Source organism: Halobacillus sp. ACCC02827 (assembly GCF_030291935.1).
GTDB lineage: Bacteria > Bacillota > Bacilli > Bacillales > Halobacillaceae > Halobacillus.
On the sequence record NZ_CP128168.1, the window covers coordinates 179891 to 195292 of the forward strand.

At 47.6% G+C, this 15402-nt stretch carries 11 protein-coding genes, 10 tRNA genes and 2 rRNA genes; 20 read left to right on the forward strand and 3 right to left on the reverse strand.

What is annotated here, in order from left to right; genetic code table 11:
* Nucleotides 1-6: 6 nt before the first annotated feature.
* From QRD89_RS01040 to rocF, 13 genes are all read left to right on the forward strand, one after another.
* Nucleotides 7-2925: ribosomal RNA gene (locus QRD89_RS01040) — 23S ribosomal RNA — on the forward strand.
* Nucleotides 2926-3011: 86 nt separating this feature from the next.
* Nucleotides 3012-3125 (forward strand): 5S ribosomal RNA (gene rrf, locus QRD89_RS01045).
* 46 nt (nt 3126-3171) lie between these two features.
* Nucleotides 3172-3246: transfer RNA gene (locus QRD89_RS01050), tRNA-Asn, on the forward strand.
* A 3-nt stretch (nt 3247-3249) separates the two neighbouring features.
* A tRNA-Thr gene (locus QRD89_RS01055) sits at nt 3250-3321 on the forward strand.
* 17 nt (nt 3322-3338) lie between these two features.
* Nucleotides 3339-3413: transfer RNA gene (locus QRD89_RS01060), tRNA-Glu, on the forward strand.
* 3 nt (nt 3414-3416) lie between these two features.
* A tRNA-Val gene (locus tag QRD89_RS01065) sits at nt 3417-3492 on the forward strand.
* A 13-nt stretch (nt 3493-3505) separates the two neighbouring features.
* A tRNA-Thr gene (locus QRD89_RS01070) sits at nt 3506-3581 on the forward strand.
* 13 nt (nt 3582-3594) lie between these two features.
* Nucleotides 3595-3680, forward strand: a tRNA-Tyr gene (locus tag QRD89_RS01075).
* A 112-nt stretch (nt 3681-3792) separates the two neighbouring features.
* Nucleotides 3793-3867, forward strand: a tRNA-Gln gene (locus QRD89_RS01080).
* A 66-nt stretch (nt 3868-3933) separates the two neighbouring features.
* Nucleotides 3934-4006, forward strand: a tRNA-Lys gene (locus QRD89_RS01085).
* 9 nt (nt 4007-4015) lie between these two features.
* Nucleotides 4016-4090: transfer RNA gene (locus QRD89_RS01090), tRNA-Gly, on the forward strand.
* Between the two features lie 7 nt (nt 4091-4097).
* Nucleotides 4098-4173 (forward strand) — tRNA-Ala (locus QRD89_RS01095).
* 226 nt (nt 4174-4399) lie between these two features.
* The gene (gene rocF, locus QRD89_RS01100) at nt 4400-5302 is read left to right on the forward strand and encodes an arginase (RefSeq protein WP_008635808.1); all 903 of its coding nucleotides are present in this window, start codon (nt 4400-4402) and stop codon (nt 5300-5302) included.
* 12 nt (nt 5303-5314) lie between these two features.
* Here the strand turns inward: rocF and QRD89_RS01105 are convergent, their stop codons facing one another.
* A complete protein-coding gene (locus QRD89_RS01105; RefSeq protein ID WP_008635809.1) occupies nt 5315-5512 on the reverse strand; it encodes an aspartyl-phosphate phosphatase Spo0E family protein in 198 nt (65 codons plus the stop codon).
* 156 nt (nt 5513-5668) lie between these two features.
* Here QRD89_RS01105 and sigW point away from each other — a divergent pair, with 156 nt between their 5' ends.
* The 6 genes from sigW (at nt 5669) to glmS (ending at nt 12549) form a co-directional block, all read left to right on the forward strand.
* Nucleotides 5669-6232, forward strand: coding sequence for an RNA polymerase sigma factor SigW (gene sigW, locus QRD89_RS01110; protein WP_008635810.1), 564 nt, complete (start codon nt 5669-5671; stop codon nt 6230-6232).
* A 15-nt stretch (nt 6233-6247) separates the two neighbouring features.
* Complete coding sequence (locus tag QRD89_RS01115) at nt 6248-6907, forward strand: anti-sigma factor family protein (protein ID WP_008635811.1); 660 nt, start codon at nt 6248-6250, stop codon at nt 6905-6907.
* A 149-nt stretch (nt 6908-7056) separates the two neighbouring features.
* Nucleotides 7057-7869: a diadenylate cyclase CdaA gene (gene cdaA, locus QRD89_RS01120; protein ID WP_008635812.1), complete on the forward strand. Its 813-nt coding sequence runs from the start codon at nt 7057-7059 to the stop codon at nt 7867-7869.
* On the forward strand, nt 7862-8836 hold the full coding sequence (locus QRD89_RS01125; protein WP_008635813.1) for a CdaR family protein: 975 nt from the start codon (nt 7862-7864) through the stop codon (nt 8834-8836). Before cdaA ends, QRD89_RS01125 begins: the two co-directional genes overlap by 8 nt.
* A 78-nt stretch (nt 8837-8914) precedes the next feature.
* Nucleotides 8915-10264 (forward strand): phosphoglucosamine mutase, encoded by a 1350-nt coding sequence (gene glmM, locus QRD89_RS01130; protein WP_286096124.1) that lies wholly within the window; start codon nt 8915-8917, stop codon nt 10262-10264.
* A gap of 482 nt (nt 10265-10746) precedes the next feature.
* Nucleotides 10747-12549, forward strand: coding sequence for a glutamine--fructose-6-phosphate transaminase (isomerizing) (gene glmS / locus QRD89_RS01135; RefSeq protein ID WP_008635816.1), 1803 nt, complete (start codon nt 10747-10749; stop codon nt 12547-12549).
* A 39-nt stretch (nt 12550-12588) separates the two neighbouring features.
* On the opposite strand, the gene QRD89_RS01140 is transcribed toward glmS, so the two are convergent.
* Together QRD89_RS01140 and QRD89_RS01145 are read right to left on the reverse strand one after the other, a co-directional pair.
* Nucleotides 12589-13743: an FtsW/RodA/SpoVE family cell cycle protein gene (locus tag QRD89_RS01140; RefSeq protein WP_008635818.1), complete on the reverse strand. Its 1155-nt coding sequence runs from the start codon at nt 13741-13743 to the stop codon at nt 12589-12591.
* A gap of 188 nt (nt 13744-13931) precedes the next feature.
* Nucleotides 13932-14342 carry a phospholipase gene (locus tag QRD89_RS01145; protein WP_353477928.1) on the reverse strand — a complete coding sequence of 137 codons (411 nt, stop codon included), beginning with the start codon at nt 14340-14342 and terminating at the stop codon, nt 13932-13934.
* Nucleotides 14343-14408: 66 nt separating this feature from the next.
* Here QRD89_RS01145 and trxB point away from each other — a divergent pair, with 66 nt between their 5' ends.
* Nucleotides 14409-15392, forward strand: coding sequence for a thioredoxin-disulfide reductase (gene trxB / locus QRD89_RS01150; RefSeq protein ID WP_051349009.1), 984 nt, complete (start codon nt 14409-14411; stop codon nt 15390-15392).
* Nucleotides 15393-15402 lie beyond the last annotated feature (10 nt).

Consider the following 15402-nt stretch of genomic DNA (forward strand, 5'->3'; position numbering starts at 1 on the left):
GACGATAGTTAAGTGAATAAGGGCGCACGGTGGATGCCTTGGTACTAGGAGCCGATGAAGGACGGGACTAACACCGATATGCTCCGGCGAGCCGTAAGTAGGCTTTGACCCGGAGATTTCCGAATGGGGAAACCCACTGTTCGTAATGGAGCAGGATCTTATGCTGAATACATAGGTATAAGAAGGCAGACCCGGGGAACTGAAACATCTAAGTACCCGGAGGAAGAGAAAGCAAATGCGATTTCCCAAGTAGCGGCGAGCGAAACGGAATCAGCCCAAACCAAGAGGCTTGCCTCTTGGGGTTGTAGGACACTCCTTTGGAGTTACCAAGGAGGAAGGTAGATGAATCGATCTGGAACGATCAGCCAGAGCAGGTAACAGCCCTGTAGTCGAAACCTTTCTCCCTCCGGAGTGTATCCTGAGTACGGCGGAACACGTGAAATTCCGTCGGAATCCGGGAGGACCATCTCCCAAGGCTAAATACTCCCTAGTGACCGATAGTGAACCAGTACCGTGAGGGAAAGGTGAAAAGCACCCCGGAAGGGGAGTGAAAGAGATCCTGAAACCGTGTGCCTACAAGTAGTCAGAGCCCGTTAATGGGTGATGGCGTGCCTTTTGTAGAATGAACCGGCGAGTTACGACCGTATGCAAGGTTAAGCAGCAGAAGCGGAGCCGCAGCGAAAGCGAGTCTGAATAGGGCGAGTGAGTATGCGGTCGTAGACCCGAAACCGTGTGATCTACCCATGTCCAGGGTGAAGGTCAGGTAACACTGACTGGAGGCCCGAACCCACGCAAGTTGAAAATTGCGGGGATGAGGTGTGGGTAGGGGTGAAATGCCAATCGAACACGGAGATAGCTGGTTCTCTCCGAAATAGCTTTAGGGCTAGCCTCAGAATAGAAAGTCATGGAGGTAGAGCACTGATTGGACGAGGGGCCCCTATCGGGTTACCGAATTCAGTCAAACTCCGAATGCCATAGACTTTGTTCTGGGAGTCAGACTGTGGGTGATAAGGTTCATAGTCGAGAGGGAAACAGCCCAGACCGCCAGCTAAGGTCCCAAAGTGTGTGTTAAGTGGAAAAGGATGTGGAGTTGCTTAGACAACCAGGATGTTGGCTTAGAAGCAGCCATCATTTAAAGAGTGCGTAATAGCTCACTGGTCGAGTGACTCTGCGCCGAAAATGTACCGGGGCTAAACACACCACCGAAGCTGCGGATTGATCGTAGGATCAATGGTAGGAGAGCGTTCTAAGGGCCGTGAAGTCAGACCGTAAGGACTGGTGGAGCGCTTAGAAGTGAGAATGCCGGTATGAGTAGCGAAAAAAGAGTGAGAATCTCTTTCACCGAATGCCTAAGGTTTCCTGAGGAAGGCTCGTCCTCTCAGGGTTAGTCGGGACCTAAGCCGAGGCCGAAAGGCGTAGGCGATGGACAACAGGTTGATATTCCTGTACCACCTCCTTTCCGTTTGAACGACGGGGGGACGCAGGAGGATAAGGAGAGCGTGCCATTGGATGTGCACGTCCAAGCAGTGAGACGGTCGGATAGGCAAATCCGTCCGGCATAACGTCAAGCTGTGATGGGGAGGGAACTATAGTACCGAAGCTCCTGAGTTCACACTGCCAAGAAAATCCTCTAGTGAGGAAAGAGGTGCCCGTACCGCAAACCGACACAGGTAGGCGAGGAGAGGATCCTAAGGTGAGCGGGAGAACTCTCGTTAAGGAACTCGGCAAAATGACCCCGTAACTTCGGGAGAAGGGGTGCTCCTCTGCCGAGGAGCCGCAGTGAAAAGGCCCAAGCGACTGTTTACCAAAAACACAGGTCTCTGCGAAGCCGTAAGGCGAAGTATAGGGGCTGACACCTGCCCGGTGCTGGAAGGTTAAGGGGATGCGTTAGCGTAAGCGAAGCGTTGAACCGAAGCCCCAGTAAACGGCGGCCGTAACTATAACGGTCCTAAGGTAGCGAAATTCCTTGTCGGGTAAGTTCCGACCCGCACGAAAGGTGCAACGACTTGGGCACTGTCTCAACGAGAGACCCGGTGAAATTATACTATGTGTGAAGATGCACATTACCCGCGACAGGACGGAAAGACCCCGTGGAGCTTTACTGTAGCCTGATATTGAATGTTGGTACAGCTTGTACAGGATAGGTAGGAGCCTTGGAAGCCGGAGCGCTAGCTTCGGTGGAGGCGCTGGTGGGATACTACCCTGGCTGTACGGACATTCTAACCCAGGACCGTGATCCGGTCCGGAGACAGTGTCAGGTGGGCAGTTTGACTGGGGCGGTCGCCTCCCAAAGAGTAACGGAGGCGCCCAAAGGTTCCCTCAGAATGGTTGGAAATCATTCGCAGAGTGTAAAGGCACAAGGGAGCTTGACTGCGAGACCTACAAGTCGAGCAGGGACGAAAGTCGGGCTTAGTGATCCGGCGGTACCGCATGGAAGGGCCGTCGCTCAACGGATAAAAGCTACCCCGGGGATAACAGGCTTATCTCCCCCAAGAGTCCACATCGACGGGGAGGTTTGGCACCTCGATGTCGGCTCATCGCATCCTGGGGCTGTAGTCGGTCCCAAGGGTTGGGCTGTTCGCCCATTAAAGCGGTACGCGAGCTGGGTTCAGAACGTCGTGAGACAGTTCGGTCCCTATCCGTCGTGGGCGTTGGAAATTTGAAAGGAGCTGTCCTTAGTACGAGAGGACCGGGATGGACACACCGCTGGTGTACCAGTTGTTCCGCCAGGAGCATAGCTGGGTAGCTACGTGTGGTCGGGATAAGTGCTGAAAGCATCTAAGCATGAAGCCCCCCTTGAGATGAGATTTCCCTTTGCCTTCGAGCAAATAAGATCCCTCAGAGACGATGAGGTTGATAGGTCCGAGGTGGAAGCGTGGTGACACGTGGAGCTGACGGATACTAATGGATCGATGACTTATCTATCTGATCATAGATCGCGTGAAAAACGTTTCTTTCGATAAAGATGTTTCCTTATCCAGTTTTGAGGGTTTACCTCAATAGAATATTGATGTGGTGGTGAAGGCGAAGAGGTCACACCTGTTCCCATGCCGAACACAGCAGTTAAGCTCTTCAGCGCCGATGGTAGTCGGGTAGATCCCCGTGAGAGTAGGACGCTGCCACATCAATTCTCTTTCCTTATTGCTTTATTTGAAAAAGTTTTTCAATTATTCCAACGTAGCTCAGTGGTAGAGCAATCGGCTGTTAACCGATCGGTCGTAGGTTCGAATCCTACCGTTGGAGCCACTTGCTTCCATAGCTCAGTGGTAGAGCACTTCCATGGTAAGGAAGGGGTCGCCGGTTCAAATCCGGCTGGAAGCTCTGTAGAATGTTTTAATGGCCCGTTGGTCAAGCGGTTAAGACACCGCCCTTTCACGGCGGTAACACGGGTTCGAATCCCGTACGGGTCACCACTCGGAGGATTAGCTCAGCTGGGAGAGCACTTGCCTTACAAGCAAGGGGTCGCAGGTTCGAACCCTGCATCCTCCACCATTAACTTTATATCGCCGGCCTAGCTCAACTGGCAGAGCAACTGATTTGTAATCAGTAGGTTGGGGGTTCAAGTCCTCTGGCCGGCACCACTTAATATTTAGTGGAGGGATAGCGAAGTTGGCCAAACGCGGCGGACTGTAAATCCGCTCCCATCGGGTTCGTAGGTTCGAGTCCTACTCCCTCCACCATTTTATTTCTGTGTGATAGTTGCTGATAGCTATTTGTCAGCTTATTTTTATGAAATTAAATAGACATGATGTATAAGATGAAGAAGAACGTTTATACTATTTCTATACTCATTGGGCCATAGCCAAGCGGTAAGGCAACGGTTTTTGGTACCGTCATGCGCTGGTTCGAATCCAGCTGGCCCAGCCATTTTCAATTAGTGTCTTTCGTATAGTAAGATCCTCTACTAATTGTAAGCACACATTTTGACATCATGAGCCATTAGCTCAGCTGGTAGAGCATCTGACTTTTAATCAGAGGGTCGAAGGTTCGAATCCTTCATGGCTCATTCTTATTTGCGGGAGTAGTTCAGTGGTAGAACACCACCTTGCCAAGGTGGGGGTCGCGGGTTCGAATCCCGTCTCCCGCTCCATTTTAAAGGGGCCTTAGCTCAGCTGGGAGAGCGCCTGCTTTGCACGCAGGAGGTCAGCGGTTCGATCCCGCTAGGCTCCACCATTTAAATAGTAAACTAACGTGATATTTCATACATAACCTGACAGGTGATTGTCAGGTTTTTTTGTGTGGAGAAACGGGATACCTCTTTTCTTGGATAGACTTGTAAACATGCAGAAGGAACCCCTGATTACCCGGTATATGCGTATATATATACATAATGATGTCTGGTTGAGTCATTGCTGTAAAAACGGATACAATTGGTATAGAGTATAAAGGAGGAGCTTTGATGAATAAACAACTTTCAGTTATTGGTGTTCCGATGGATCTTGGTCAAATGCGCAGAGGTGTGGATATGGGACCCAGCGCCATCCGATACGCAGGAATGATTGAACGGCTGGAGAAATTAAACTACGATATTAAAGATCTCGGGGACATCGAGATTCCTCGTCCGACATATAAACAAGAAGTAAAACAGGATAACTTGAGAAACTTAGATGAAATTACAGAAGGAAGTAAGCGTTTGGCTTCGGAAGTAGATGAGGTAATTAAAGGGGAGCGCTTCCCACTCGTGCTGGGTGGCGATCATAGTATAGCGATGGGCACACTGGCGGGCGTGGCAAAGCATTATGAGAACCTTGGTGTCATCTGGTACGATGCACACGGTGACCTTAATACAGCGGATAGTTCCCCATCCGGAAATATTCACGGTATGCCGCTGGCAGTGAGTCTTGGTATCGGTCATGAAAAGCTGACAGGTATCCACGGGTATGAGCCTAAGATCAAGCCGGAAAACATCGTTATCATCGGAGCTCGTTCCCTTGATGAAGGAGAGCGTGTATTAATTAAAGAAAAAGGAATCAAGGTGTACACGATGCACGAAGTGGATCGAATGGGCATGACAAAAGTGATGGAAGAAACAATAGAATACCTGCAGGATCGTACGGATGGTGTCCATTTGAGTTTGGATTTGGATGGATTGGACCCAAATGATGCACCAGGTGTAGGTACTCCGGTTATCGGTGGGTTGAGCTACAGGGAGAGCCACTTAGCTATGGAAATGCTGCATCAATCGAGTATGATTACGTCTGCAGAGTTTGTGGAGGTCAACCCAATTTTAGATGAAAAAAATAAAACCGCTAGCGTAGCGGTAGGGTTGATGGGATCTCTATTTGGTGAAAGCTTAAAGTAACATACATTATCCTTAACAGTAGCTGGCCTTCTTTAAGGCTGGCTGCTGTTTTTTATTATGGAGCAGTTCATACTCGTTAAGTAGATGATCGAGCTGCACGCTGACACGCACAACCTCTGGAGAGCTTAATTGATGGGAACGGGCAAGGCGTGTCATTTCCAGGCGGCAGGCTTCAATTTCCTCTGTCAGAGCGGTCAAACGCTTTATCATTATTTGTCCTCCTAAATTTTTTACATTTACAGCTTTATAACCGATAGTAAAAAAAGTTAAACTTATATTAGACAAAAAAATGTATTTTTTTTTGAAACTTTAGGGCGAGGTCATCCGTAAAGGGTATCGACCGCAGATGCAGCGGAGGTATAGTAGATGGAAACCATGATCAAACAGAAAATAAAACAGGTGAAAAAGGGCGATCAGGCAGCTTTTGAAGATATCGTGTCTTTTTACCAGAACAAAGTGTATCACATATGTCTCAGGATGATAGGGAATTCTTATGAAGCGGAAGATTTGGCACAGGAAGCATTCATACGTGCTTACACCAATATTCATAAATTTGATGAGAACCGTAAATTTTCGACATGGCTCTATCGAATTGCTACGAACTTATCCATTGACCGCATCCGTAAGAAAAAACCCGATTACCATCTCGATGCCGAAGTGAGGGGAACGGATGGACTGGATATGTACTCCCAGCTTGCCGCTGATCAGGCGCTGCCTGAAGAAGAGGTGGAGACTATGGAGCTTCAATCCTACATCCACAAAGAAATACTTGCACTGCCTCCGAAGTATAGAAGTGTCATTGTCCTGCGTTATCTTGATGAGATGGCGCTCCAGGAAATTGCAGAAGTATTGGATATTCCTGTAGGAACAGTGAAGACAAGGGTCCATCGGGGTAGAGAAGCGTTACGTAAGAAGCTTCGACATGTGTGAAGGAGTTGAGAGGGAATGAGTTGTAATAAAGAAGCAGTGCTACTCATGCATCAGTATCTGGATGGAGAATTAAATAAAGAAGATGAACGACGACTGAGAGACCATCTGCAGGGCTGCGAAGCTTGTCAGCATCACTTTCATGAATTGAAGAAGACAACGACGTTGATACAGAACAGTACACCGGTTTCTGCTCCTCCAAGGTTTACTGCGAATGTCATGGCGAACCTTCCAAAAGAGAAGAAGCGGAAAGGATACTTGCGGAAACTTCAGCAGCATCCTATTTTAACGGCTGCTGCCGTGTTTTTCCTTCTGATGTTCAGCGGGATCTTTACGGCATGGAATCAGGATCAGCAAGTAACCGTGTCCAAGCAGGAGAACTTGGAGATTCGTGATCAAACCGTGATCGTACCAGAAGGAGTAACCGTAGACGGGGACCTCGTTGTGCGAAATGGAGATCTGCAGATAGATGGAAAGATTAACGGCGATGTAACAATCATCAATGGAGACATTCTCGAGGGAAATCCGAAAGGGAAAGTTGATTCCGGGTTGGATTCCAATAATCTGCGTGCGTACTCTGGAGAACTGACAGAAGTCAATCAGGTGTATGAGTGGGTTTGGTACCACACGAAAGAAACGGTGGAAGATATTTTCTCATTTAATTCTGATGAGCAGTGAGACAGCATGACACCAGTCATGCTGTTTTTTATAGGTGTGGAAAAGTCGCTGGTCACGACGGGATTATATATTAGCAAAAAGTTATGTGATATAATGGGAACCGTGAAAAAATTTAAAAAGCTTTATCTTATATAAAAGGAAGTGTAGGCATGCTTGATGGGGGATTAGATGTGTTAGATTACCTTCTGATTACTGTTGATATCGCCCTTGTCTGGTTTGTTGTATATAAATTAATCATGCTGATTCAGGGGACGAAGGCTGTTCAGTTGTTGAAAGGGATCTTCGTTGTCCTTGGAATCTGGTTACTGAGTAATTTATTTGGGCTTACCACGTTAAGATGGTTGATGTCGCAGGCAATTACATGGGGATTCCTGGCTATAATCATACTGTTCCAGCCGGAATTGAGAAGAGCATTGGAGCAGCTCGGCCGCGGCAGTTTCTTCAGTCGGAATAATTCAGAAGAAGAAGACGCGGAGAAGACGCTGCAGGCGATTATCAAGTCATGTAATTACATGGCAAAACGTAGAATTGGTGCCTTGATTACTATTGAAAGAGACACGGGGATGAACGATTATGTGGAGACAGGTATTCGTGTCGGCGGCCATTTGTCGAGCGAGTTGTTAACCAACATATTTATTCCTAACACTCCGCTTCATGACGGAGCGGTCATACTTAAAAGCAATGAGATCGTTGCCGCTGCCTGTTATCTTCCATTGTCGGAGAGTCCATTCATCTCCAAAGAGCTTGGAACGAGACACCGCGCGGCGATGGGAATCTCTGAAGTGACCGATGCACTTACAATCGTCGTATCGGAAGAAACAGGGGCTATATCCTGCACCAAAAACGGTGAACTGCACCGTGACCTCGATCAGGTCAAACTGGAAGAGATATTACGAACAGAATTGGATCATTCATCCCCCGCGGTGAAAAGCTGGAACTGGAGGGGGAAAAAGAATGGATAATTGGCTGAAAAGTGTCTGGTTTATCCGGATTATTTCGTTGATTCTGGCCGTGCTGCTTTGGGTGACAGTCAATGTCGAAAGTAACATGGATTCTGATTCTCTTTTCTTTAATCAGACATCGTCGGATATGAAAGTGATGGATGACGTACCACTGGAGATCCGGTTTGATAGTGAAGAGTATGTAGTCAGCGGCCTGCCTCAGGAAGTCTCTGTTAGGGTGGAAGGTCCTGCAGGAGCAGTTGCTCCCGTCGAAAGACAGAGGAACTTCACTGTCTTTGCAGATTTAAACGGTCTTGGTCCAGGTACGCATGAAGTTTCTCTTCAACATTCCGGTATTTCAAATCAGTTGGCTGTAACGCTGGATCCGAAGATGATAGAAGTGACCATTGAAGAGAAGGCTACCGAAGATTATGAGGTCAATGTCGATTACATTAATGAACGTGAGATGAACCCGGGCTTGGAAATTGGAGAAGCGGAAGTCGATCCTGCTGCTGTCTCCATTACCGGTGCCTCTTCCGTCATGGAAAGAGTCGCTTCCGTTAAAGCAATTATAGACGTGGGAGACGCTTCTGAGACTATTGAAAATCAGGAAGCTCCTGTTAAAGTGTATGACAACCAAGGAAATGAATTGAATGTCCTTGTCGAACCGACGACAGTTAATGTGACCGTGCCGATTGCAAAACGGCAGAAAGAGGTCGGTGTGAATGTCGTTCCAGAGGGCGAAGCGCCGGATGGTGTCGTGGTTAATTCTGTTACGACAGAGACAGAGACCGTTACCGTTTCCGGTTCAAAAGAGGCGTTGGACAGCATGGAAGAACTGCCGGACATTCCAGTGGATGTGTCTGATATTACAGAGGACGATACTGTTGAAGTAGAAATCCCGGTACCTGAAGGGGTGACAGAGGTCAGCCCCGGGAATCTGGAAGTTCAGGTGGATGTGGATACTTCAACAGACTCGGGCGACTGAAGCTCTGAAAGCATGAGTAAAAGAAAAATAATTCGTAGAAAATAAAGAATCGGTAAGAATAGAAAGAGGGGTCTTGAAATGGGTAAATATTTTGGTACGGACGGCGTCCGCGGCGTCGCCAACAAAGAGTTGACGCCTGAGCTGGCGTTTAAATTGGGGCGTTACGGTGGATATGTAGTGACGAAAGGTGCGGAAAGGCCGAAAGTGTTGATCGGCCGTGATACAAGGATTTCAGGAGAAATGCTGGAAGGGGCGCTTGCGGCAGGTTTACTCTCCATTGGAGCGGAAGTCATGCGTCTCGGTGTCATTTCTACACCAGGTGTCGCTTACTTGACGAGGGCACTTCAAGCGGAAGCGGGAATCATGATTTCTGCTTCTCACAACCCTGTACAGGATAACGGAATCAAGTTCTTCGGTCCGGACGGCTTCAAGCTGACGGATGACCAGGAGAAAGAAATTGAAGCATTGATAGATGCGGAAGAGGACAACCTCCCACGTCCTTCTGGTGCGGACCTTGGACAAATCAATGATTACTTTGAAGGTGGACAGAAATATCTGCAGCATTTGAAACAGACGGTGGACTATGATTTTGATGGTCTTCACATTGCGCTGGATTGCGCTCACGGAGCTACGTCTTCGCTTGCGTCCCACTTGTTCGCGGACTTGGAAGCAGACATCACGTCCATCGGTTCGTCCCCGGACGGTCTGAACATTAACGAAGGTGTCGGATCGACTCATCCGGAACTGCTTCAGGACCTGGTCAAAGAAAAGAAAGCGGATGTAGGACTTGCTTTCGATGGAGACGGTGACCGTTTGATTGCAGTCGATGAGAAAGGGAATATCGTAGATGGCGACCGTATCATGTACATATGTGCTAAACATATGAATGGAAATGGAACGCTTAACCATTCCACTGTCGTATCCACGGTCATGAGTAACCTTGGTTTCTACAAAGCTGTAGAAGCAAATGGTATGAAGAGTGACAAGACGGCAGTAGGCGACCGTTATGTCATGGAGGAGATGCGTCGCGGCGGCTATAACCTTGGAGGTGAACAATCCGGTCATATCATCTTCCTTGATCATATAACTACCGGTGACGGAATGCTTTCTGCACTTCAATTGGTCAACGTTATGAAAGAAACAGGCAAGCCTCTTTCTGAGCTTGCTGGTGAAATGGAACAGTTCCCGCAAGTATTGAAAAACGTACGAGTTATCGACAAGAACCGTGTTCAGACCCATCCGCGTATTCAAGACGCTATTCAAGCTGTAGAAGAAGAGATGGGCGACAGCGGCCGCGTACTTGTAAGGCCTTCAGGTACGGAACCACTTGTCCGGATCATGGTTGAGGCACCGACGGAAGAACAATGTGAAACATATGTAGACAGAGTAGTCCAAGTCGTTAAAGAAGAACTTGGAATGGAAGAGTAAGATGAATGATGCGCAGGTTTCACACTGGTGGAGCCTGCGCATATGTTATTACAGAGAACTTACATTTCTGTAACGGTCTAATAATTATATTGACCAATTGATGTTCTCTCAGGTAAAATGAACGAAGTCCTTGAATTTTGAAAAAAAGTAGGGGAATACCCAATTCCTGGACGTCCGAATTTAGAGATAGATAAGGAGGATTGTCAGGTTGAGAATCACAATAAAGCGCCAGGACTGTGTAGGACGAACGAAGCAAACACAGTTGACGAGGTGGAGGTTCATCGATGTTTCGGCGGATGCCTCCCGGTTGCGTACTTCGACCGTCTGTTTCCGTGTAAACCGTAGAGGTGACTCTTCGAACAACACATGGGAACCAAGTACATCATAAAAAAACAATGATCGGGAGAGGGGCAGCGAATCGCCCCTTGGATTATAGACGGCATATTCGTTGCCCTTCTTCTTTTTATAGGAGGATAACAATTATGTGTGGAATTGTAGGATATATTGGACAAGAAGATACGAAGGAAATTCTTTTGACTGGTCTTGAGAAGCTTGAGTACCGCGGATATGACTCTGCTGGTATCGCTACTTTAAATAATGATGGTGTGGAAGTGACGAAGGTGAAAGGCCGTATCGCTGCGTTGAGAGAAGCAGTCGACGGAGATGTGAAGGCGACAATGGGGATCGGGCATACGCGTTGGGCGACACACGGTGCGCCAAGCGTAGAGAACGCACACCCTCACCAAAGTACTTCCGGCCGTTTTACTATTGTACACAACGGTGTCATCGAGAACTATGTGGAAGTCCGCGATGAATACTTGACGGATGTTGAGTTGAAGAGTGAGACCGATACTGAAATCATCGTACAATTGATCGAAGTGCTGTATAACGACATGAAAGACGTAGCAGCTGCTTTCCGTAAAGCGGTTGAACTGCTCACAGGTTCTTATGCAGTAGCGATGATCGATCGTGAGAATGAAGATACCATTTACGTAGCGAAGAACAAGAGCCCGCTTCTAGTCGGTCTTGGTGAAGGCTTCAATGTCGTAGCCAGTGACTCCATGGCTGCTTTGCATGTGACGAATGAATTCATGGAATTGATGGATAAAGAAACAGTTATTCTTCACCGCGGCGGTGTAGAAATCCAGAAGCTTGACGGCTCTACTGTTTCCCGTGAATCATTTACAGCAGAATTGGATGCTACAGACATCGAAAAAGGTACTTATCCTCACTTCATGTTGAAAGAGATCGATGAGCAGCCTTTCGTAATCCGTAAAATCATCCAGGAATACCAGAACGAAAATGATGAAATCAAATTGGATCCGGAAATCCGCGGGGCAATGAAAGCGTGTGACCGCATTTATATCATTGCTGCGGGTACCAGCTATCATGCCGGTCTCCTTGGAAAAGAATTCATCGAGAAATTGGCCAACATTCCGGTAGAGGTACATGTAGCGAGTGAATTCTCCTATAACATGCCGCTTCTATCAGAAAAACCGTTGTTCATTTTCATTTCTCAATCTGGAGAAACAGCAGACAGTCGTTCTGTCCTTGTCCAAACGAAGAAACTTGGTCATCCGGCGTTGACGGTTACAAACGTCCCTGGATCCACCCTTTCCCGTGAAGCGGATTATACCCTGCACTTACATGCAGGTCCTGAGATTGCCGTTGCATCAACGAAAGCATATACGGCACAAATGGCTGTCCTTGCTATCCTTGCCGTGGATACTGCCCGTGCGAAAGGATTGAAGCTTGATTTCGATCCGATGCAGGAGCTTGGTATCGTAGCTAACACAATGGAGGCATTGACAGAGCAGAAAGAGAAGATGGAAGAATTAGCTCGTGATTACCTTGCGACAACGCGTAACTGTTTCTTCATCGGCCGTGGTTTGGATTACCACGTAGGCTTGGAAGGGTCCTTGAAATTGAAAGAGATTTCTTACATCCAGGCGGAAGGTTTTGCAGGTGGAGAGTTGAAGCACGGTACCATTGCTTTAATTGAAGAAGGTACACCGGTTATCGCTTTGGCTACCCAGGAGAACGTGAACCTTTCCATCCGTGGTAACGTTCAGGAAGTAGAAGCACGTGGGGCTAACAGCATGATTATCAGTATGAAGGGCTTGGATAAATCCGGCGATGCATTCGTCATCCCGCATGTCCACGAATTACTGACACCACTTGTGTCTGTAATCCCGATGCAGCTGATTTCTTACTATGCTGCTTTACACCGTGATTGTGACGTTGATAAACCGCGTAACCTTGCGAAGAGTGTAACAGTAGAATAAAACAAAAAGCTTCGGAAGCATTTGCTTCCGAAGCTTTTTTTAATCTCCAAACATATAGGTTCGATGGTGGTACGATATGGAAAATGCAACACCTAGCGCAATCAGATTCCCAAGCAGGGCACTACCTCCATAACTGATGAATGGAAGCGGGATACCCGTAATCGGCAGGAGCTGCACGCTCATTCCGATGTTTTGGAATACGTGAAAGGCAATCATAGCAATGATACCGACCATGACGTAGGAACTATAGTTGCTGTTGGCGCGGAACGCAATCGTCGTGAATCTGTAGATCAGGAAAAAGAACAGAATGATGACGATACAAGAACCGAGAAAACCGTATTCTTCTGCAATAATACTGAAAATGAAATCCGTCTGTGATTCCGGCAGATATACTTCCCGTTCTCCAAATCCCTTTCCATACAACTGACCGGAACCGATTGCCCTCATCGCTTTGACGAGCTGGTAACCGGTTGAATCTTCGTATTTCGTAGGTTGGAACCAGGAATAAATCCTTCCCAACTGGTATGATTTTACTCCTAAGTATTTGTCCAAGATCTGTGGTGCCTGCAGAGCGAGCCAGATCAACGTCGTTCCCAGTGCAGCAATGGATCCGAAAATAGGAAGAATGATTTTCCATTGAATGCCGGAAATAAGAATAAATCCGGACAAGATGGCGATGAACACAAGGCCTGTCCCTAAATCGGGCTGCTGCATGATCAACAGTAATGGAAGACCTGTCGTCGCAACGAGCTTCAGCAGGAGAATACCATCACTTTTTAATGTAGATACACGGTGTATTTGGTTGTGGTTGACGGCGACTCTGCCGAGGGCAAGAATCGTAAAGATCTTCATCAGCTCGGCCGGCTGCATCGATCCTAAACCAGGAAGAACAAACCAGCTTTTTTGTCCTTTGATCACGGGTGCGATTGATGGAGGAGCAATAACGAGAAGAAACAGCAGGAGCACGCCGAATGCGTATAAATACCAGCTGATGTTCTTGAAATCCTCCGGGTCAGCGAGGAGCATGAAGCCGATAACGACAGCTCCCAGTCCATACCACAGCAATTGTTTAAGGACAAAGTTTTCATTATATTGTCCACTTTGCTGGGCGCTGTATAAGGCGACGATACTGACAACGACAAAACAACAAGCAATAAAGAAGAGCTGCCAATCAAACCTTTCTTCAAACTTCATATTGAGTTATACATCCTCTCGTGTTGACGAAACCAAATCATTCAAAAATATGCATACTGATTTCTATTATAAGCACTTCTTTCCTTTTTGAAAAGTAGGCTCGTTTCTCCTTCCTCTATTATAATTGATAATTTTGTGAAGAGGAGACGCAATAAAAAAAGACAGGACCACATTTCCGGCTCCTGCCTTTAGAAACAAGTGAATGTCTTCTGAACCTTCATATATTGATACAAGGTATGAGCATGTCTGCCTTCCTGCGTTTCCGGTGTTTGAAGTTTTTTTAGTCGTTTCAGAAATGCACGGTCACAAGCGCAGTAGTCTTTTTTTATCCGGTAGCACTCATCGTGCGCTCTGCAGGCGGCATCGACGGCATTGATGGGCTCTCCCGGTCCGCTGCACCCCGGACCGCAGTACCTGTATCCTGGAAAAACGCAAAACCCCGGCCTTCGAATCCTGCGATCTTTTCTTTTTCTTGGCATACTTTTCTCCTCCAAGTCTCGGGTCTTCCTTCCCAGTATATGAAAATAGAGGCGGGATGCATGGTCATTCGTCATTGGTATAAACGGTTGACGGAGGGGTCTTTTCCTTTTCAGATGCATACATTAATTCTGATGAGGTTCATATTGGAATCGTGGACAAAAAGGAAAAGAAGAGGGGGAGCATTCATGACGTATCAAGCAATAATATTAGGCACAGGACCTGCAGGGTTGACCGCTGCCGTCTATTTGGCGAGAGCGAACATGAAGCCGCTTGTCATAGAAGGTCCGGAGCCGGGGGGACAGCTTACCATGACAACGGAAGTGGAAAATTTCCCAGGGTTCCCGGATGGAATTATGGGACCTGTTCTCATGGACCATATGAGGAAACAGGCGGAACGGTTCGGCGCAACTTTCCAGCAGGGATGGGTTACAAATGTGGAAGTGGATCAGAAGCCGTTTAAGCTGCAAGTGAGCGGAATAGGAGAATTGGAGACAGAGGTATTGATTGTGTCCACAGGCGCTTCTGCCAAGCTGCTTGGAATTCCTGGAGAGAAAGAGAACATCGGTCGAGGGGTCAGTACGTGTGCCACGTGTGACGGTTTCTTTTTCAGAGGCAAGAAGGTACTCATTATCGGCGGGGGGGATTCCGCCATGGAAGAGGCCGCTTTTCTTACGAAATTTGCGGATCACGTCCAAGTCGTTCACCGACGGGAAGAACTGCGGGCATCGAAGATTATGCAGACCCGGGCGAAAGAGAATGCAAAAGTAACATGGGCGCTGAATAAGACACCGGTGGAGATGATCTCGGACGGGGCCAAAATTACCGGCATGAAAGTGAAGGATAACGAATCAGGCAAGGAGGAAATGATCGAAGCGGACGGAATATTTGTGGCGATCGGACACCATCCTAACACCGATTTCCTGCATGGAAAATTGGATATGGATGAGAAGGGGTATTTGCTGGTTGAGCCTGGAACGACAAAGACGAATGTTCCGGGAATATTCGCATGCGGTGATGTGCAGGATCAGAAATACCGTCAGGCCATAACGGCGGCAGGAACCGGCTGCATGGCGGCACTTGATGCCGAACGTTTCCTGGAGGCGGAATTACGAGAAACTTCTTGTAATAGGACGGAGGAACCTTCTCGAACCGGAGACTCTTCCACATAAAGAATGATAC

Excerpts from the sequence above, each read along its gene's own strand:
- sigW (WP_008635810.1), top strand. The coding sequence starts at position 5,669 with ATGGAAACCATGATCAAACAGAAAATAAAACAGGTGAAAAAGGGCGAT.
- cdaA (WP_008635812.1), top strand. The coding sequence starts at position 7,057 with ATGCTTGATGGGGGATTAGATGTGTTAGATTACCTTCTGATTACTGTT.
- QRD89_RS01140 (WP_008635818.1), bottom strand. The coding sequence starts at position 13,743 with ATGAAGTTTGAAGAAAGGTTTGATTGGCAGCTCTTCTTTATTGCTTGT.
- QRD89_RS01105 (WP_008635809.1), bottom strand. The coding sequence starts at position 5,512 with ATGATAAAGCGTTTGACCGCTCTGACAGAGGAAATTGAAGCCTGCCGC.
- rocF (WP_008635808.1), top strand. The coding sequence starts at position 4,400 with ATGAATAAACAACTTTCAGTTATTGGTGTTCCGATGGATCTTGGTCAA.
- trxB (WP_051349009.1), top strand. The coding sequence starts at position 14,409 with ATGACGTATCAAGCAATAATATTAGGCACAGGACCTGCAGGGTTGACC.
- glmS (WP_008635816.1), top strand. The coding sequence starts at position 10,747 with ATGTGTGGAATTGTAGGATATATTGGACAAGAAGATACGAAGGAAATT.
- glmM (WP_286096124.1), top strand. The coding sequence starts at position 8,915 with ATGGGTAAATATTTTGGTACGGACGGCGTCCGCGGCGTCGCCAACAAA.
- QRD89_RS01145 (WP_353477928.1), bottom strand. The coding sequence starts at position 14,342 with ATGCATCTGAAAAGGAAAAGACCCCTCCGTCAACCGTTTATACCAATG.
- QRD89_RS01125 (WP_008635813.1), top strand. The coding sequence starts at position 7,862 with ATGGATAATTGGCTGAAAAGTGTCTGGTTTATCCGGATTATTTCGTTG.
- QRD89_RS01115 (WP_008635811.1), top strand. The coding sequence starts at position 6,248 with ATGAGTTGTAATAAAGAAGCAGTGCTACTCATGCATCAGTATCTGGAT.